The sequence below is a fragment of the Streptomyces spinoverrucosus genome (assembly GCF_006539505.1).
GTDB classification, from domain to species: domain Bacteria; phylum Actinomycetota; class Actinomycetes; order Streptomycetales; family Streptomycetaceae; genus Streptomyces; species Streptomyces spinoverrucosus.
Window position 1 is genome coordinate 80,199 of record NZ_BJND01000002.1, and the last position, 17,572, is coordinate 97,770.

Consider the following 17,572-nt stretch of genomic DNA (forward strand, 5'->3'; position numbering starts at 1 on the left):
CAAGGAGAGCTGACCATGTGCCGCACAGTCGACCTCCGGCAGGCGGTGCTCGCCAAGAACACGATGGCGGCCCGCGTCCTGCGTACCGAACTGACGGCCCGGGGCACGACGGTGGTCAACCTCCTGTCCAGCCCGGGCAGTGGCAAGACGGCCCTGCTGGAGCGGGAGCTGCTGCTCGCCCGGCAGCGCGGCATCCCGACCGCCGCCCTCACCGCCGACCTCGCCACCGAGAACGACGCCGCGCGGCTGGCGCGTTCGGGTGTGCCGGTCAAGCAGGTGCTCACCGACGGGCTGTGCCATCTGGAGGCGGACATGCTCGCCGGACATCTGCACGAGTGGCTGCCCGACGACACCCGCCTGCTGTTCGTGGAGAACGTCGGCAACCTGGTGTGCCCGGCCTCGTACGACCTCGGCGAGTCGCTGCGGGTGGTGCTGGCGTCGGTCACGGAGGGCGAGGACAAGCCGCTGAAGTACCCGACGGCGTTCGGGCTGGCCCAGCTGGTGCTGGTCACCAAGTCCGACCTGGCCGGACCGGCCGAGTTCGACGAGGTCGCCTTCCGGGCGCATGTCCAGCAGGTCAACCCGGGCGTCGAGGTGGTGCTGACGTCCGTACGCAGTGGTGAGGGCGCCGGTGTCCTGGTCGACCGGGCGCTGGCGGCGGCCGAGGGGCAGTCCGTCCACGCACCGGTGATGGCCCGGGCCGAGGCGTGAGCACGACGCCGGAGGTCCGCGCGGTCCCGGACGTCCGTACCGCCGCCGTGCGGCGGGCCCGGGTCGTCGTACGGGGTGTGGTGCAGGGCGTGGGTTTCCGGCCGTACGTGTACGGGCTCGCCACGGATCTACGGCTCGCCGGTCACGTCACCAACACCGGTGACGGCGTGCTCGTCGAGGTGGAGGGCGCGCCGGAGGCCGTCGATCGGTTCTGTACGCGGATCGCTTCCGACGCCCCGCCGCTCGCGATGGTGGAGGCGGTGGAGGCCACCGACCTGCCCCCGATCGGCGGCAGCGGCTTCACCATCGTTCCCTCGCGCAGGACCGGTTCCGTCCGGACCCTGGTCGCCCCCGACACCGCGACCTGCGCCGACTGCCTCGCCGAACTCACGGACCCCGCCGACCGGCGCCACCGCCACCCCTTCATCACGTGCACGCACTGCGGGCCGCGCTTCACCATCGTGACCGGTCTGCCGTACGACCGTGAGCACACGACGATGGCGGGCTTCCCCCTGTGCCCCGAGTGCAGCCGCGAGTATCACGACCCCGCAGACCGCCGCTTCCACGCCCAGCCCGTCGCCTGCCCCGACTGCGGGCCGCGCCTGAGTCTGGCCGTGGCCTACGGCGAGGCCCCCGGCGGCGACCCCGTCGAGGCGGCGCAGAACCTGCTCGCGGCGGGGGCCGTTCTCGCGGTCAAGGGCGTCGGCGGCTACCACCTCGCCTGCGATGCGACGAATCCGGACGCGGTCGCCGGGCTGCGCCGTCGCAAGGCACGCGGGGACAAGCCGTTCGCGCTGATGGCCGGGGAGGTCACGGACGTCGAGCACCTGGTGCACGTCGGGCCCGTCGAACGGGAGTTGCTCACCGGCCGGGTGCGGCCGATCGTCCTGATGCGGCGGCGGCTGGGCGTCCGGCACGCACCGCCGGTGCCCGCCGACGCCGTGGCGCCCGGCAGCCCGGACCTCGGCGTCATGCTGCCGTACACGCCGGTGCACCACCTGCTGTTCGGGAGCGAGAGCGCTCCCCGGCTCCTGGTGATGACGAGCGGCAACCTCTCCGGCGAGCCCATCGTCACCGACGACGGCGAGGCCCTCGAACGGCTCGCGGGCTTGGCCGACGCGTGGCTCACGCACGACCGGCCCATTCACGTGCCGTGCGACGACTCCGTCGTGCGGGTGTGCGACGGCGAGCCCTTGGTGCTGCGCCGCTCGCGCGGATACGCGCCGCTGCCGGTCAGCCTGCCCGTCCCCGTGTCCGCCGCGCTCGCCGTCGGCGGCGACCTGAAGAACGTCTTCTGCCTCGGCCAGGGCGACAAGGCCTGGCTGTCCGCGCACATCGGGGACATGGACGACCTCGCCACACAGCGGGCGTTCGACCGCGCGGAGCGGCAGCTGGAGTCCATCACTGGCGTACGACCGGCCCTCCTCGTCACCGACACGCACCCGGCGTACCGGTCGGGCGCGTGGGCGCGGCGGCAGGCGCGCGGGCGCCCCGTGGTCCGGGTCCAGCACCATCACGCGCATGTCGCCGCCGTGATGGCCGAACATGGCCTGGAGGCGGGCAGCAGGGTGATCGGGGTCGCCTTCGACGGCACCGGGCACGGGGACGACGGGGCGGTGTGGGGCGGTGAGTTCCTGCTCGCGGGCTACGACGGCTTCCGCCGGTTCGCGCACCTGGCGTATGTGCCGCTGCCCGGTGGGGACGCGGCGGTGCGGCGGCCGTATCGCATGGCGCTGGCGCATCTGCACGCGGCGGGCGTCACGCTCGGCCCGGACCTGCCGTGCGTCGCCACCTGCCCGGCCGGGGAACTCGCCCTGATTCGACGGCAGTTGGAGCGGGGGCTGAACTGTGTCCCCACCTCCAGCATGGGGCGGCTCTTCGACGCCGTGTCGTCTCTGGCGGGGGTCTGTCACCACGTCGGTTACGAGGCGCAGGCCGCGATCGAGTTGGAGGGGGCCGCCGTGTCCGCCGGTGTCGTCGAGGACGACGACCCGCGGTACGCCTTCCGGCTGGCAGACGCGGAGCCCGTCACCGCCGATCCCGGGCCCTTGCTGGCGGCGGTCGCCGACGACGTACGGGCGGGGGTTCCGGTGGGCGTGATCGCGGTGCGCTTTCATCTGGCCGTCGCCGGGCTGGTGCGGGCGGTGTGTGGTGCGGCGCGTGAGGCGACGGGGCTCACGACCGTGGCCCTGAGCGGCGGAGTGTTCGCCAACACGCTGCTCTCCTCGGCCTGTGCGCGCGGGCTGCGCGCGGACGGGTTCACCGTCCTGCGGCACCACCGGATCCCGCCGAACGACGGCGGGCTGGCCCTCGGTCAGCTCGTCGTGGCGGCCCGACCCGCATCAAGTGAGTGAGGAGACACGTATGTGCCTGGCAGTACCCGGCAAAGTGCTGGGCATCGAGGAGCGGGACGGCACCCGCATGGCCAGCGTCGATTTCGGCGGTGTGGTCAAGGAGGTGTGCCTGGAGTACCTGCCGGACCTTCAGGTCGGTGAGTACGCCATCGTCCATGTCGGGTTCGCCCTGCAACGGCTGGACGAGGAGTCGGCCCGCCGGACGCTGGAGCTGTTCGCGAACCTCGGCATGCTCCAAGAGGAGTTCGGCGATCCGTGGGAGCAGGCCGCGCAGGCGACGCAGCCCGAGGCCGGGGAGGTGCGGCAGTGAAGTACATCGACGAGTTCCAGGATCCCGAGCTGGCGGCGCGGCTGCTGGAAGACATCAGGGCCACGGTGAGCAGGCCGTGGGCGTTGATGGAGGTGTGCGGCGGTCAGACGCACACCATCATCCGGCACGGCATCGACCAACTGCTGCCAGAGGAGGTGGAGTTGATCCACGGGCCTGGCTGTCCGGTGTGTGTGACACCGCAGGAGGTGATCGACAAGGCGCTGGAGATCGCGTCGCGGCCCGAGGTGATCTTCTGTTCCTTCGGTGACATGTTGCGGGTTCCGGGGACCGGGCGTGATCTGTTCCAGGTGCGCGGGGAGGGCGGTGACGTGCGGGTGGTGTACTCGCCGCTGGACGCGCTGCGGATCGCCGAGGAGAACCCGGACCGGCAGGTCGTGTTCTTCGGCATCGGCTTCGAGACGACCGCCCCGCCCAACGCGATGACGGTCCATCAGGCCCGCAAGCGCGGCATCCGCAACTTCAGCCTGCTCGTCTCGCACGTGCGGGTGCCGCCCGCGATCGAGGCGATCATGCAGTCGCCGGACTGCCGGGTGCAGGGCTTTCTGGCGGCGGGCCATGTGTGCAGCGTGATGGGGGTCGAGGAGTATCCGGCGCTCGCGGAGCGGTTCCGGGTGCCGATCGTGGTGACCGGGTTCGAGCCGCTGGACATCCTGGAGGGCGTACGGCGGACCGTGCGGCAGCTGGAGCGCGGCGAGCACACCGTCGACAACGCCTACCCGCGTGCGGTCCGGCCCGAGGGCAACCCGGCGGCGCGGGCGATGCTGGACGACGTCTTCGAGGTCACCGACCGGGCCTGGCGCGGCATCGGCGTCATCCCCGACAGCGGCTGGCGGCTCTCCGAGCGTTACCGGGACTTCGATGCCGAGGACCGCTTCCAGGTCGGGGACATCACGACACGGGAGCCTGCGGAGTGCCGCAGCGGTGAGGTGTTGCAGGGGCTGCTGAAGCCGCACGAGTGCGAAGCGTTCGGTACGACGTGCACTCCGCGTACGCCGCTGGGGGCGACGATGGTGTCCAGCGAGGGGGCCTGCGCGGCGTACTACCTGTACCGGCGGCTGGACCTGCCGGAGCGGGCGACGCCGGTGACCGTGACGGCCCCGAGCCAGGAGGGCAGCTCCCTTGTCTGAGACCAGCGCCGAGCCGGACATGCTCTCCTGGACCTGCCCGGCGCCCCTGCGGGACCGGCCGCGTGTGGTCATGGGCCACGGCGGGGGCGGTGCCATGTCGGCCGAGCTGATCGAGCAGGTCATCGTGCCCGGGCTCGGTGGGCAGGAACCGGCTCCGCTGACCGACTCCGCGACCGTCGAGCTCGGCGGGGCGCGGCTCGCCTTCTCCACCGACTCCTTCGTCGTACGGCCGCTGTTCTTCCCCGGCGGCAGCATCGGTGACCTCGCCGTCAACGGCACGGTCAATGACCTCGCCATGAGCGGGGCCGACCCGGCCTTCCTCTCGTGCGGGCTCATTCTGGAGGAGGGAGTCGAGATCGACACCGTCGCCAAGGTGGCCGAGGCGCTCGGTGCCGCCGCACGGGCCGCCGGGGTCCGGGTCGTGACCGGCGACACCAAGGTCGTCGAGGCCGGGCACGGCGACGGGGTCTACATCAACACCTCCGGAATCGGCCTGATCCCGGCCGGCGTCGATCTGCGCCCGGAGCGGGTCGTCCCCGGGGACGTGGTCATCGTCAGCGGGTTCGTCGGCGTGCACGGCGTGGCCATCATGAGCGAGCGGGAGAACCTGCGGTTCGAGGTCGAGATCGTCAGCGACTGTGCGCCGCTCGGCGGGCTCGTCGAGGCGATGCTCGCCGTCACACCGGACCTGCATGTGCTGCGCGACCCCACCCGCGGGGGCCTGGCCGCCTCACTCAACGAGATCGCCACGGCCGCCGGGTGCGGGGTCGTCGTCCAGGAGCGTGCCGTGCCGGTGCCGCCTCCCGTGGCCAGCGCCTGCGCCATGCTGGGCCTCGACCCGATGTACGTGGCCAACGAGGGCAAGCTCGTCGCCTTCGTCCCCCGCGAGCACGCCGACGCGGTCCTCGCCGCGATGAGGGCCCACGAGCGGGGATCCGAGGCGGCGATCATCGGTGAGGTGGTCGCGGACCACCCGGGCATGGTGGTGGCCCGCACCGGGCTCGGCGGGACGCGGGTGGTGGACATGCCGCTGGGCGAGCAGCTGCCGCGGATCTGCTGAACGGCCCGAGGTGTAGGTGCAGCCGGGCATGGCCGTGCCCCGCACCCGGCTCGGCGGGACGCCGGTGGTGGACATGTCGCTGGGCGAGCAGCTGCCGCGGATCTGCTGAACCCCGGGCGCTGCGTCAGCCGGTCGGGGCGCGTCGGCCCGGGCGGGTGTCGAGGGTCCAGGTATAGGTGCAGCCAGGCATGGCCGTCGCCCGCACCCGGCTCGGCGGGACGCCGGTGGTGGACATGTCGCTGGGCGAGCAGCTGCCGCGGATCTGCTGAACCCCGGGCGCTGCGTCAGCCGGTCGGGGCGCGTCGGCCCGGGCGGGTGTCGAGGGTCCAGGTATAGGTGCAGGCGGGGCACTGGAGGTGGACGCGGGGGCCGTCGTTGCCTATGAGGTAGCGCCAGTGCGTCGGGCAGGTGCGGCGCGCGGCGCAGGTCACGCAGTCGCGGGCGTCGTCGCAGGCTGGGCAGGGCACCCAGGCGCGGCGGGCCCGGTCGGCCTGCGGATCAATGGGCAGCCGCATCGCCCGCGTCCCGTTCCGGCAGCACACCGGCCGCCACCAGCATGGCGTACGTCCGCTCCTGTTCCTCGCTGAGGTCGGAGTACAGCAGGGCGTGGGCCGCCTCCTCCGACCGCAGCGCGGCCACCGGGTCCCAGTGGGGCCCGAGCGCCGCCACCACCTCGGCCCGCCGGCGGGCTTCCTCCCGCGTCAGGTCGATGGTGAACGGCACGAGGTCGGGGGTGGCGCTGTCATCCATGGGGGGCGGTGCTTTCACGGGGGAACGTACTGGCCCAGCCACGTCTACCAGGCGTGATGTCCCGGGTGAAGCGGATGTGACGGATGCCATCGCTGGGACGGAGGAGGTCAGGCCGCCTGATCGTCCCGGTGTGCCGGTTCGTCGCGGTGCGGGCGGCTGGTCGGCCAGGGGCGTGCGGGTACGGCCGTACGACCCACCGCGGCCGCCAGCTTGCGCAGTCGGCGCCAGTCCAGGCGGGGCGGCAGGTCGGGGACGCCGGGCCGCTCGCGGGGGACGCGTACGCGCAGGGCACGGCGTTCGATGCGGCAGCGCACGGGGGTGCTCAGGGTGATGGCCTCGCCGTCGAGGCCGACCTCCAGCTGCGGCGCGTCGGCGTCGATGATCACCTCGTGGGCCGTGAACGCCCCGAACCCCTGCGGGTCGAGCAGCAGCTCGGCCGCCTCGATGGCGCTGTCCACCTTCACGGAGAGCACGCCGAGCCTGCCGGAGTTCAGCCGCTGGCGCCGGCCGAAACCGAGGGGGTCGTCGATGCGGTACGGGTTGTTGCTCACCAGCACGGCCTGCGGGTCGGTGAACGTCGTGCCGTCGGCATGGGCGGTCAAGCGTGGCCCGCGCTGCCGGGTGAGCAGGTCGGGCAGCAGCTCCAGCGCCGTACCCACCTTGTCGTCGCGGTAGCCGGGGCTCTGCACGACCGCGCCGTACACCCCGAACGAGGCGTTGTTGACGAACGGGCGGTCGCCCGCGAAGCACAGGTCCACGCGGAGTTCGACGCCGTCGGTGAGCGCGTCGAGGCAGGTGGCGGGGTCGTCGCGGTCCAGGCCGAGGTCCATCGCGAAGTGGTTGCGGGTGCCGGCCGAGATCACCAGGAACGGCAGTCCGTGCTCCGCGGCCACCGCCGCGACCAGCGCCTGGGTGCCATCACCGCCCGCGACCCCCAGCAGGTCGGCGCCGTCGGCCACGGCCTGTCGCGCGAGTGCGGCGACGTCCTGGTGGTGCTCGGGGTCCAGCAGCACGACCCGGGCACCGAGGCTCTCGGCCTTCTCGCGCAGCGCAAACTTCTCCACCTTGCCACCGCCGGAACGCGGATTGAGCAGGAGGAAGGGGCGCTGCGGGGGCGGGGTCCGGTACTCCTTGAGCCGCCCCTGCCGCAGACCGGTGCTGCGCAGCGCGTACCGGCCGCTCCACACGGCCGCGCACCACAGCAGCCCGGAGACGGTGACCACCCACAGGAGGTTCGCCCGCTCGAACATCGCGATCACGCCGACAGGGGTGGCTATGGCCAGCAGGGCGGCGGCGACCCGTGCGGGCCCGCGGCGGGACAGGGCCCACCACAGTGCGGCACAGGTGAGACCGAGGCCTGCGAGCCCCACGACGAGCAGGACCAGGCCGCCGACGCCGCCCTGCACCAGCGGCAGCAGTACCGCCAGGCCCGCCGCCGCGAGGGCTCCCCTGGCGGCCCAGATCTGTTGGTTGTGCCGCCGCTCCACCGATGTCGATCCCACAGGTCCCCTCCACACGCGACCGTTCGGCGCCGGCCGGCGTCGCCGTCCGTGCGGTTCCCAAGGTCTCATGCGGGTGAAGGGCCGCGTAGAGGGGACAGGGGGCGCGTGCAGGGCCGTGACGGCGCATCTCTGCTCCGTTCGAGTGGTGCATTCCTCCACACGGTCGTAGCGTCGGAACGAGTCGACCCGGAAAAGACGGCACACTGACGCAACGCAATGCAGCGCGGACGCGGACCAACGGCGGGGAGCAGATATGAAGAGGCACAGCATGAGGGCGGCCATCACGCTCTGTGCCGCGGCAGCGCTCGCAGCGACCCTGGGCACCGCCTCCGGCGCCCCGTCGAAGCCACGCCCGGTCCAGCAGGAGTCGAAGGATCCGGTGCTGGTCGACTGCTTCTGGCGCCCCGAGGTGCGTCCCGCCGAGTTCATGCTGGCCTGCGGTGACGGCAACAGCCGTCTCGACCTCCTGGAGTGGTCGCGCTGGGATGGGCGCGCGGCGGTGGCCAAGGGGGTCAACTGGGTCAACGACTGCAAGCCGTACTGCGCGGCGGGCCGGTTCCACTCGTACCCCGTGACCGTGCGGCTGGACGACCCGAAGCCGTGGAAGAAGAACCCGGACCTGCGGCAGTACGGCAAGATCAGCCTGACCTACACGGACGGCAGGCCGGAGGGGTTCCCGAAGGTGGTCACGTACCCCCTGTGGAGCTGAGCCGAGGACAGCACCGGCAGTAGGAAGGTCCACGCCAACAAGGCCCGTACCAATAAGGCCTGCATTGGCATGGACCTGATAGGCATGCCTGGCTAAGCTCTGCCCAAACCCTGTGAGAGCGCTCTCAGTTTGCGGTTGTTCCACCCCCACCTTGCTGGAACGACGAAGGGCAACTCCCTTGAGACGCAAGCGACTCATGCATGCCGGTCTGGCCGCTCTCCTCATGCTGGGCAGCTGGACCGCCGCAGGAACCCTCCCGGCCTCGGCGAACGACTCCGCCCCCACGGCCGACGCACCGCAGGCCTCCGCGGGACTGATCCGGGCGATGCAGCGGGACCTCGGCCTGACCGAGGCCAAGGCCGAGGCGCGGTTGGCGGCCGAGGCCGACGCCCGGGACATCGCGCCCGCCGCCCGCCGGGCCGCCGGAGCCGCCTACGGCGGTTCGTGGTTCGACGCCGCCAGCGAACGGCTGACCGTGGCCGTCACCTCCGACGCCCCGGCCGCGACCGTACGGGCCGTCCGCTCCACCGGCGCGAACGTCCGCACCGTGGAGCACAGCGCACGCGAGCTCGACGCGACGTCGGCGCGTATCGACCGGCTCAACGCACCCCAGGGCGTGAGCAGTTGGCACGTCGACCCGGCGGCCAACTCGGTCGTGGTGAACGTCGTCGAGAGCCGAGGATCCGACAACGATGTCCGGCGTTTTGTCGCCCGCGCCCGTGAGGCCGGTCCGGTGACCGTGCAGACGGTGCCGGCCGCGCCACGCACGTTCGCGGCCGGTACCGTCGGCGGCGACCCGTACTACACCGGCAACGTCCGCTGCTCCATCGGCTTCTCGGTGCACGGCGGGTTCGTCACCGCCGGACACTGCGGCGGGGTCGGCGGCGCCGTCCGGGGCTGGGACGGCACGCACATCGGTTCGTTCCAGGGGTCCTCGTTCCCCGGCAACGACTACGCCTGGGTCAACGTCGGCAGCGGCTGGTGGACCGTCCCGGTGGTGCTCGGCTGGGGCACGGTCCCCGACCGGCTCGTGCGCGGCTCGGCCGAGGCGCCCGTCGGCACCTCCATCTGCCGGTCCGGCTCCACCACGCACTGGCACTGCGGCACCGTGCTGGCCAAGAACGAGACCGTCAACTACAGCCAGGGCGCGGTGCACCAGATGACGAAGACCAGCGTCTGCGCCGAACCCGGCGACTCCGGCGGCTCGTTCATCAGCGGTGACCAGGCGCAGGGCGTCACCTCCGGCGGCTGGGGGAACTGCTCCGGCGGCGGGGAGACCTGGTTCCAGCCGGTCAACGAGATCCTCAACCGGTATGGGCTGAGGCTGCACACGGCCTGAGGCATCGGAAAGCAGCGAGGGTTCCGCCGGGCGACCGGCGGAACCCTCCTGTGTCTGTATCTGGCTTACGTCACACGCAACCGGCCGGTGTCGCCCGGGACGCGTCCTCGATCAGTGCCTCGTGCGCCGCCGCGAGCCGTCGTACATCCGGCTTGACGACCTTGCGGTCGTACGTCAGCAGGCCGTTCAGCTCACCCTCGACGTCCGAGATCTGCGTGTAGACGGCGCCGTTGCTCCCCCGGCACACCAGGGCCCGCACCTCGGCGAGTTTGTCGAGGTAGTCGTCCGTGTACGTGGCCGGGTCGACGTCGATGTACGACTGCTGCACGGGCCAGGCGTGGCCGGGTACCGCGAGGCCGAGGCCGCCGTACTCGCCGCTGACCAGGGCCCGTTCGCCGTCGGGGTGGGGCGGCAGGGCGGGGCTGGGATAGCCGTGTTCGTCCATGATGTCGCCGGTGCCGCCGTCGGCGCCGAGGTTGAGGCCGGACTGGTTGTTGACCAGGCGGGTCGGGTCCCAGACCTTGGCCTGGGCGGCGATGCGGCCGACGTCGTACTGGCCCCAGCCCTCGTTGAAGGTGACCCACATGACGATCGAGGGGCTGCTGATGTGTTCGTCGATCATCTCCTTCATCTCGTGCTCGTACTGCGCGCGGGCCGCGGCGCTCGGGTTCACCCCGGCCGTCATCGCGGGCATGTCCTGCCAGACGAGGAGACCGAGGCGGTCGGCCCAGTAGAACCAGCGGTCGGGTTCGACCTTGATGTGCTTACGGACCGAGTTGAAGCCCATCTTCTTGTGCATCTTCAGGTCGTACGCAAGGGCTTCGTCGGTCGGGGCGGTGTGCAGGCCGTCCGGCCAGAAGCCCTGGTCGAGGGTGGCCATCAGGAAGACGGGCTCGCCGTTGAGGAGGGTGCGGGGGACGCCGTCGATCTTCCGCACCTCGACGGAGCGCATCCCGAAGTAGCTGCCGACGCGGTCGCCGCCGACGCTCACCTTCAGGTCGTACAGGAACGGATCGTCGGGTGACCACAGGCGTGGGCGCGGGATGCGCAGGGTGAGGGGTTCGCCGCTGCGGCCGCGGGCCGTGGCGACGCGGCGGTCACCGACGTACGCCGTGGCGGTGACCGGGAGGCCGGAGCGGATGCCCTGCGGCTCGACGGTCAGGGTGCCGGAGTCCACGTCCGGGGTGAGCTTGAGGCCGTCGACGTGGTCGGCGGCGACCGGTTCCAGCCACACCGTCTGCCAGATGCCGGACGAGGGTGTGTACCAGATGCCGCTCGGGTCGAGGCGCTGCTTGCCGAGGGGCGGGTTCTCGCCGTTCGCCGAGTCCGTCGGGTCGTAGACGCCGACGATGAGTTCCTGGGTGCGGCCGGGGACGAGGGCGTCGGTGATGTCGGCGGAGAACTTGTCGTAACCGCCCTTGTGAGAGGCGACCTTGGTGCCGTTGACGTAGACCTCGGACTGCCAGTCGACGGCGCCGAAATTCAGCTGGAGCCGCTTTCCGCCGCCGATCCGCCAGTCGGACGGGACGGTGAAGGTGCGGCGGTACCACATGCGGTCCTCGTGCCGTTCGATCCCCGACAGCTGGGACTCGACGGGGTACGGGACGAGGATCCGCTCGTCGAGGTTCCGGCCGAACGGCGGCTCCTCCCCCGCGCTCGCGGCCGCGAACTGCCAGGTGCCGTTGAGGTTGCGCCAGGCGTTCCGGGTGAGCTGGGGGCGGGGGTACTCGCGGTGGGCGTTGGCCGGGGTGACGTCGTCGGCCCAGGGGGTGCGCAGCTGGTGGGTGGAGCGGTTCGGGCCGCTGCTCCAGAAGGCGTTGACAACGTTGCCGTCCCGCGCGGTCAGGCCGCCCTCGCCGTCGTAGCGGACGTCCGCGAGGCCCGGAGCGGTGCCGGTCTTGTTGCCGACGACGGGTTCGTCGAGGGTGACGAGCAGGGAGGTCGGGGCCGTTGGGTCCACCCGGGCCGCGCCCAGTGGCCAGGTGGCGCCGCCGATCACGGCGTCGAGGTGGTCGGTGAGGCCGGCGGGCGGTGCGGCGAGTTCCTGGGCGAAGTCGAGTCGGAGGGTACGGCCGTCCTGTAGGACGGTGGTGGCGATGGCGCCGTCGTAGTCGTAGCCCTCGGGGAGGCGGAAGGCCGACTGCGGGACGGCCGTCTTGGTGCCGTTGGGCGGGGTCCAGCGCAGGTGGAGGTTGGAGCCTCCGTAGTGCTCGAAGTACTCGACCTTGATGTCGTACGACCGGCCCGCCGTCAACTCGACGGGTGCGCTGGTCTGTTCGCGGTCCCAGTCGTCCACCCAGTGGTCGATGACCGGCTTGCCGTCGATCCACAGCCGGAACCCGTTGTCACCGATGATCGAGAAGGTGGTGGGTCCGGTCTGCTCCGGCACGAGACGACCGGTCCAGCGGACGCTGACGTCGTCGGACCGGCCGGTGGCGGCCTTGAGGCGGGACTCCAGGGAGTCGAAGTCGAGTTGCGGGTCGAAACCGGTGGCTCTGAGCTCGTGGAAGTCGAAGGTGCCGGGTGCCGAGTGGGTGTAGTACTCGCCCTTGAGGCCGTGGGCCTCGACGGGGTCGTCGGCCGCGGTGGCGGCGGGGGTGGCGGCCAGTCCCGCGGTGCCCAGCACGGCCGCTATCAGTAGCGCGAGGCGGTCTCTGAGTCTCAACTGTCCGATGCGCACGAATCCTCCTTGGCTGATGGTGATGCTGATGCTCAGGAAGGGTGGCGGCTCACTGCGTCGGTCTGTACAACGTTGCAAATGCAGCAGTTGGCATGACAGCACGGCTTCTGAGCGCTGTCCAGGTTCATGACAACGAGGAGACCTGATGCCGGTGAGCCTGAAGGACGTGGCGGAGCGCGCGGGCGTCTCGATCAAGACCGTGTCCAACGTCGTGAACGACCATCCGCACGTCACCCCCGCCACCCGGGCCCGGGTCCAGCAGGCCATCGACGCGCTCGGCTACCGGCCCAACCCCACTGCACGCCATCTGCGCAGGGGACGTACGGGCATCATCGCGCTGGCCGTGCCCGAGCTGGCCAACCCCTACTTCGCCGAACTCGCCGAGGCCGTGATCGACGCGGCGGGCGAGCACGAGTACACGGTCCTGCTGGACCGCACCGGTGGCCGGCGCGAGCAGGAAGTGCTGGCCAGTCAGGGGTTCCGGACCCGGGTGATCGACGGAATCATCCTCAGCCCGTTCGAACTTCAGGACGCCGACCTGGCGGGGCGGTCCGACGAGGTGCCGCTGGTGCTGCTCGGCGAGCGGGAGTACGACGCCCCCTACGACCACATCGCGATCGACAACGTGGCCGCGGCGCGCGCGGCGGTACGGCATCTGCTCGACCTCGGCCGCACCCGCATCGCCTATGTCGGCGCCGATACGGACTCGGCGAACCGTCCGGCCGAGCTGCGACTCGCGGGCTGGCGCGCGGAGTTGACGGCCGCCGGGGTGCCGGCGCCGGACAGCCTGGTGGTGCGCGGCAAGGGGTGGGGGCGGGAGGGCGGGGCGCGGGCGATGGCCCGGCTGCTGGACTCGGGGGTGCGGCCCGATGCCGTGTTCGCGTTCAACGACCTGATCGCCATCGGGGTGCTGCGGGCGCTGCACGAGCGGGGGTTGCGGGTGCCGGAGGATGTCGCCGTGGTGGGGTTCGACGACATCGCCGAGGGGCGGTTCGGGGCGGTGTCGCTGACCACGGTGTCGCCGGACAAGGGGGCTATCGCGCGGTTGGCGGTGGCGTCGGTGCTGGGGGCGTTGGCGGGGGGCTCGGGCGAGTCGAAGGGTTCCGGCAGGCGGGATCTGGCTCCTGGGTTCCGGTTGGTGGAGCGGGAGAGCACGGTGGGGCGGGGTGAGGCGGGGCGGCCCGGCGTCGCTGGGGTCCGGGATCAATTCGGTGGCGGGGCGGGCGGTTCGTGATTAGGGTCGGGGGCCATGTCCAGCCCTGAGGCATCCAGACGCTAGCCACCGGTTCTCCGGTGGCACTCTGCCGTACCGCGTGACGCGCCGCCGCTTCTTAAAGGGCCCCGCGCCGTCGTCCGTCGTACCTGCCGCCGGAGCACCGCGTTCGGGCTGTCCTCTTCCGGACGACGGACGACGCATGTCCTGCCGCGTGCATCCGCACGGGCGTGGTTCCGCGTGCCGTCCTCCGGTTCGTTCCTCTGCGCTGGAGTGCTGCTGTGCCTCTCGCTGTCTACATGCTCGGTCTTGCCGTCTTCGCCCAGGGCACGTCCGAGTTCATGCTGTCCGGTCTGCTGCCGGGCATCGCGCGTGATCTTCAGGTGTCCATTCCCGCCGCCGGGGCGCTGACCTCGGCCTTCGCCGTCGGGATGATCGTCGGTGCGCCGTTGATGGCCGCGCTGAGTCTTCGCCGGCCCAGGCGGCGTGCCCTGCTGGTCTTCCTGGTCGCCTTCATGGCCGTCCACGTCGTCGGCGCGGTCACCACCAGCTTCACCGTGCTGCTGGTGTCGCGCGTCGTCGGTGCGCTGGCGAACGCCGGGTTCCTCGCGGTCGGCATGGCGACCGCGACGAGCATGGTGCGTCCCGACGCCAAGGGCCGGGCCATCTCCGTGCTGCTGTCCGGGGTCACGCTGGCCTGCGTCGCCGGTGTACCGGGCGGCGCTGTGCTGGGCCAGATGTGGTCGTGGCGGTCGGCCTTCTGGGCGGTCGCGCTGATCTGCGTGCCCGTCGTCTTCGCCGTCATGCGATCGGTGCCCGGTCGGGCGCCGGTCGAGGAGGAGACCGCTGGTGAGGCGCCGAGTGCCGGGCGTGAGCTGCGGGCGCTGCGCCGCACCCGGTTGCAGGTGTTTCTGCTGCTGGCGGCTCTGGTGAACGCCGCCACGTTCTGCACGTTCACCTATCTGGCTCCGGTGGTGACGCAGGTCGGTGGCTTCGCTGCGGGCTGGGTGCCGGTGGTGCTCGCGCTGTTCGGGCTCGGGGCGTTCGCGGGCGTGAGCCTGGGCGGGCGGATGTCGGACGACAGGCCGATGCGTCTGCTGCTGCCGGGCGGGGTCGCGCTGGTTGTCGGCTGGGCGCTGTTCGCCGTCACGGCGGGCAACGCCGTGGCTGCGCTGACGCTGGTCGTGGTGCAGGGCGCGTTGTCGTTCGCCGTCGGATCGACGCTGATCACGCAGTCGGTGTACGCGGCGCCGGAGGCTCCGACGCTCGGCGGGTCGTTCGCGACGGCGGCGCTGAACGCCGGTGCGGCGCTCGGTCCGGTCGTGGGCGGGGCCGCCATCGAGGCGGGCCTGGGCTATCGCTCGCCGCTGTGGGTCAGTGCGGGGCTGGTGGGCGGGGCGTTGGTGGCCGGAGGCATCGCACGGGTCACTGACCTGACACGCCACACAAATCGGTGATCACGGCCGCTTGTTACGCCTTGATGACATATGAGACCGAGTTGTGACAACCGCGCAGGACAACGAAAGCCCGTTGAAGCGGGTCGTATGAAACGTAACGCCGCGAAAGCGCACGACACTCTGGGGGAATCATGAACGTCCGTGCCCGACTTGGCATCGCCGCCCTGACGGTCGGGGCCGCTGTCGCCCTGACCGCTGTCCCGGCGGCCGCCGGCCCGGCCGCCTCCGGCACACCCCGGTTCCTGGCGCCGGGCCAGCTGCCGCCGCACCCGACGTCGTCCTGGTACGCGGGGCCCGTCACCGCCGGGCAGCCGGATCCGCTGCCGATCTGCGTGGGCGAGGCGCTGCCGTCGATCGCCACGCACCGCACCTACTGGACAGAGTTCGACACCAACGCCCTGCAGGTCACGGTGGTGGAGCGGAACGAGCGGCGGGCCAAGGAGTTCGCCGCGCTGCTGCGCAAGGAGCTCGCCGACTGCGCCGAGAACCTGATGGAGCAGTACCCCGACGTGACGGCGGCCGAGAAGTACTACGGCCGGCTGAACGTCGAGGAGGGCGCCCACGTCTACGGCATCCACACGGTGTGGGAATGGGGTGCCTCCGACATCGCCCTGTTCTCGGTCGGCCGGGACGGCAGGACCGTGACAGTCGTCAAGTGGGCGCAGATGGGCACCTTCGAGCACGCCCAGGTCGCCGACTTCAAGGCCACGACCGTGAAGGCCGTCAACAAGCTCTACTGACCGGGCGGTTGGGCATCCTTTTCCTGCGCGTCTCCCCGCTTCCTGCTCAGCCCCCTCGGTCCGACGCACAGCATCACGAGGAAGAAGATGAACCCGAGCAGGCCTACGTCGTTCCAGAACGCCGGGTAGGACAGAGTGCTGGCCTGCTGCATGGCCGACAGGCACAACAGGAGTCCGATCGCTGACTGCCAACGCTTCATGGGGACAGGCTGGCATCGTCCGGTCGGGACCGTTCCTAGAGACTGAGCGGGAGTGAGTCCTGTTGCCAGGACCCCTGCTCAGCCGAATGCCCCGAACGGTGTTGGGCATTCTGGTCCACCGCGTTCTCGCCGCGTCCGGCGCGCACGGATCGTGTCCGTGGTCCGGGGATGCGGGGGCGGTTTCCCTCACGCCCGGGGATGCCCGGTCGGGCCTGGACGGTCCGATGCCCCACACGATCACTCCGGTCGTGTGGGGGCGGTGCCGTCCGTCGCCGGATCGGGTGCCCCAGGGCGCGTCTGCCGATCGCCACGGCGGCTGCGTCGTGGCGAGTGGCCTTGCGATTGTTGCTGGTGAGGGGTCTCTGCCAGTGCTGGGAGCCCCACTTGGAGGTGTAGGCCGGGTCGACGGCGACGATGGTGATGCCGAGTTCGGCCGCCATGGACACGAGCCGGGCCCGCAGCCTGGAGGTAGGCATGCCGGAGATGAGGTTGCGGAACCGCTTGCGGCGGCCGTGCTTCTCCCGGGTCTTCTCCGCTTGGAAGTCGAGGTCCTCGACCGCGACCGCGAGGCCATGGCGCTTGGCCCAGTGCAGCAGGCGGATCAGGGCGTGCCGGACTTGCGCGTCGCGATGGTCGGCGGTGCCGGTGAGGTCGTAGCCGAACCGGAGCGGCTCGCCGACGGGGTTGCCGTGTTCGTCGAGACGCCAGGCGGCCAGGTGGTCGGCGTTGGTATCCACCCCGATCAGGCCCCTCGCGCGGGCCGTGGCCAACGGCACCGTACTGACCGACGGAATCGTCCACGACGCGGTCAGGTACCAGCGGGCCCGGCCTACGTCTTCGTGGATGCGGTAGGCGACGGCCTGGTTGGCGGTGATCCGGTCGCGCCATTGCTCGCCCCGGTGCGGGAAGCTCACGCGGGCGGCGAGGACATAGCGGCCGTGCGGCGCGTTCGCCAGGTGCGCCAGGGTCGCGGGGAGCTTGAGGGAGACTTCGCCGTCGTCGGTGACGCGGATGGACTCGTTGCCGTACCGCTTCCCGGATTCGCCATCGGCCTGCAGGAACCGCCGCCCGGCCTCCCACCGGGCACGCCACTCGGCCTCGCTGAGCTGGGCGGCCTTCAGATGGTGGCGGGTGTTCAGCAGCCGCTTCCCGCCGCGCACCACGTGCACGACACCTGCCTCACGGTCTGCCCGGGCTGCCTGGAGCCGGTCTTCGAGCAGGTGCAGGCGGCGGGACTTGGCGAACCACTCCCGCCGGGTGTGGTAGCCGCCCGGCGCCTGCCTGGTGCCTTTCTCGCCAACGGGCCGGGACAGCCGGTGCGTGATCGTCGCGATCCCGGCTTGAAGGCTCTGGATGTGCGCAAGCTGGCCCCGCCGTGCGAGCGCCCACTGGTCGTGGG

The 17,572-nt window shown here is 71.5% G+C and carries 16 protein-coding genes; 10 read left to right on the forward strand and 6 right to left on the reverse strand.

All coding sequences use genetic code 11. The features are described 5' to 3' along the window. Positions 1-15: 15 nt before the first annotated feature. From hypB to hypE, 5 genes are read left to right on the forward strand one after another with little or no spacing between them, the layout of a single operon-like run. Entirely contained in the window at positions 16-711 is a 696-nt protein-coding gene (hypB, locus tag SSP24_RS00405; RefSeq protein ID WP_141306501.1) for a hydrogenase nickel incorporation protein HypB, read from the forward strand. Next, entirely contained in the window at positions 708-3,065 is a 2,358-nt protein-coding gene (gene hypF, locus SSP24_RS00410; protein ID WP_141306502.1) for a carbamoyltransferase HypF, read from the forward strand. The genes hypB and hypF overlap by 4 nt, the downstream gene beginning before the upstream one ends. 10 nt (positions 3,066-3,075) lie before the next feature. Beyond that, complete coding sequence (locus SSP24_RS00415; RefSeq protein ID WP_141306503.1) at positions 3,076-3,375, forward strand: HypC/HybG/HupF family hydrogenase formation chaperone; 300 nt, start codon at positions 3,076-3,078, stop codon at positions 3,373-3,375. After that, positions 3,372-4,523, forward strand: coding sequence for a hydrogenase formation protein HypD (hypD, locus tag SSP24_RS00420; protein WP_141306504.1), 1,152 nt, complete (start codon positions 3,372-3,374; stop codon positions 4,521-4,523). The genes SSP24_RS00415 and hypD overlap by 4 nt, the downstream gene beginning before the upstream one ends. 19 nt (positions 4,524-4,542) lie before the next feature. After that, positions 4,543-5,583 (forward strand): hydrogenase expression/formation protein HypE, encoded by a 1,041-nt coding sequence (hypE, locus tag SSP24_RS00425; RefSeq protein ID WP_174864557.1) that lies wholly within the window; start codon positions 4,543-4,545, stop codon positions 5,581-5,583. 284 nt (positions 5,584-5,867) lie between these two features. On the opposite strand, the gene SSP24_RS00430 is transcribed toward hypE, so the two are convergent. The 3 genes from SSP24_RS00430 to SSP24_RS00440 form a co-directional block, all read right to left on the reverse strand. Then, entirely contained in the window at positions 5,868-6,098 is a 231-nt protein-coding gene (locus SSP24_RS00430) for a hypothetical protein (protein WP_141306506.1), read from the reverse strand. Further along, positions 6,082-6,333: a DUF6400 family protein gene (locus SSP24_RS00435; RefSeq protein ID WP_141306507.1), complete on the reverse strand. Its 252-nt coding sequence runs from the start codon at positions 6,331-6,333 to the stop codon at positions 6,082-6,084. Before SSP24_RS00435 ends, SSP24_RS00430 begins: the two co-directional genes overlap by 17 nt. A gap of 107 nt (positions 6,334-6,440) precedes the next feature. Further along, positions 6,441-7,835: a diacylglycerol/lipid kinase family protein gene (locus tag SSP24_RS00440; RefSeq protein WP_229864815.1), complete on the reverse strand. Its 1,395-nt coding sequence runs from the start codon at positions 7,833-7,835 to the stop codon at positions 6,441-6,443. 268 nt (positions 7,836-8,103) lie between these two features. Here SSP24_RS00440 and SSP24_RS00445 point away from each other — a divergent pair, with 268 nt between their 5' ends. Together SSP24_RS00445 and SSP24_RS00450 are read left to right on the forward strand one after the other, a co-directional pair. Beyond that, complete coding sequence (locus SSP24_RS00445; RefSeq protein ID WP_229864814.1) at positions 8,104-8,544, forward strand: hypothetical protein; 441 nt, start codon at positions 8,104-8,106, stop codon at positions 8,542-8,544. 178 nt (positions 8,545-8,722) lie between these two features. Then, a complete protein-coding gene (locus SSP24_RS00450) occupies positions 8,723-9,883 on the forward strand; it encodes a S1 family peptidase (protein ID WP_141306510.1) in 1,161 nt (386 codons plus the stop codon). 70 nt (positions 9,884-9,953) lie between these two features. On the opposite strand, the gene SSP24_RS00455 is transcribed toward SSP24_RS00450, so the two are convergent. Next, positions 9,954-12,563: a PA14 domain-containing protein gene (locus SSP24_RS00455; protein WP_167529469.1), complete on the reverse strand. Its 2,610-nt coding sequence runs from the start codon at positions 12,561-12,563 to the stop codon at positions 9,954-9,956. Positions 12,564-12,708: 145 nt separating this feature from the next. Between SSP24_RS00455 and SSP24_RS00460 the strand changes: the two genes are divergently transcribed. The 3 genes from SSP24_RS00460 (at position 12,709) to SSP24_RS00470 (ending at position 15,973) form a co-directional block, all read left to right on the forward strand. Then, the gene (locus SSP24_RS00460) at positions 12,709-13,797 is read left to right on the forward strand and encodes a LacI family DNA-binding transcriptional regulator (protein ID WP_141306511.1); all 1,089 of its coding nucleotides are present in this window, start codon (positions 12,709-12,711) and stop codon (positions 13,795-13,797) included. 260 nt (positions 13,798-14,057) lie between these two features. Then, positions 14,058-15,233: a Cmx/CmrA family chloramphenicol efflux MFS transporter gene (locus SSP24_RS00465; RefSeq protein ID WP_141306512.1), complete on the forward strand. Its 1,176-nt coding sequence runs from the start codon at positions 14,058-14,060 to the stop codon at positions 15,231-15,233. Between the two features lie 131 nt (positions 15,234-15,364). After that, on the forward strand, positions 15,365-15,973 hold the full coding sequence (locus SSP24_RS00470) for a hypothetical protein (RefSeq protein ID WP_141306513.1): 609 nt from the start codon (positions 15,365-15,367) through the stop codon (positions 15,971-15,973). Here SSP24_RS00470 and SSP24_RS00475 read toward each other — a convergent pair. Both SSP24_RS00475 and SSP24_RS00480 read right to left on the reverse strand, forming a co-directional pair. Beyond that, a complete protein-coding gene (locus tag SSP24_RS00475) occupies positions 15,967-16,173 on the reverse strand; it encodes a hypothetical protein (protein ID WP_141306514.1) in 207 nt (68 codons plus the stop codon). The two genes, SSP24_RS00470 and SSP24_RS00475, sit on opposite strands and share 7 nt — an antisense overlap. Before the next feature lie 35 nt (positions 16,174-16,208). Beyond that, positions 16,209-17,572, reverse strand: a 1,364-nt coding sequence (locus SSP24_RS00480; protein WP_141306515.1) for an IS200/IS605 family element transposase accessory protein TnpB, incomplete at its 5' end; no start/stop codon positions are given.

Bases quoted from the DNA above. Each gene is read 5' to 3' on its own strand.
- hypB (WP_141306501.1), top strand. From the start codon at position 16: ATGTGCCGCACAGTCGACCTCCGGCAGGCGGTGCTCGCCAAGAACACG.
- SSP24_RS00475 (WP_141306514.1), bottom strand. From the start codon at position 16,173: ATGAAGCGTTGGCAGTCAGCGATCGGACTCCTGTTGTGCCTGTCGGCC.
- SSP24_RS00470 (WP_141306513.1), top strand. From the start codon at position 15,365: ATGAACGTCCGTGCCCGACTTGGCATCGCCGCCCTGACGGTCGGGGCC.
- SSP24_RS00460 (WP_141306511.1), top strand. From the start codon at position 12,709: ATGCCGGTGAGCCTGAAGGACGTGGCGGAGCGCGCGGGCGTCTCGATC.
- SSP24_RS00435 (WP_141306507.1), bottom strand. From the start codon at position 6,333: ATGGATGACAGCGCCACCCCCGACCTCGTGCCGTTCACCATCGACCTG.
- SSP24_RS00415 (WP_141306503.1), top strand. From the start codon at position 3,076: ATGTGCCTGGCAGTACCCGGCAAAGTGCTGGGCATCGAGGAGCGGGAC.
- hypE (WP_174864557.1), top strand. From the start codon at position 4,543: ATGCTCTCCTGGACCTGCCCGGCGCCCCTGCGGGACCGGCCGCGTGTG.
- SSP24_RS00430 (WP_141306506.1), bottom strand. From the start codon at position 6,098: ATGCGGCTGCCCATTGATCCGCAGGCCGACCGGGCCCGCCGCGCCTGG.
- SSP24_RS00445 (WP_229864814.1), top strand. From the start codon at position 8,104: ATGAGGGCGGCCATCACGCTCTGTGCCGCGGCAGCGCTCGCAGCGACC.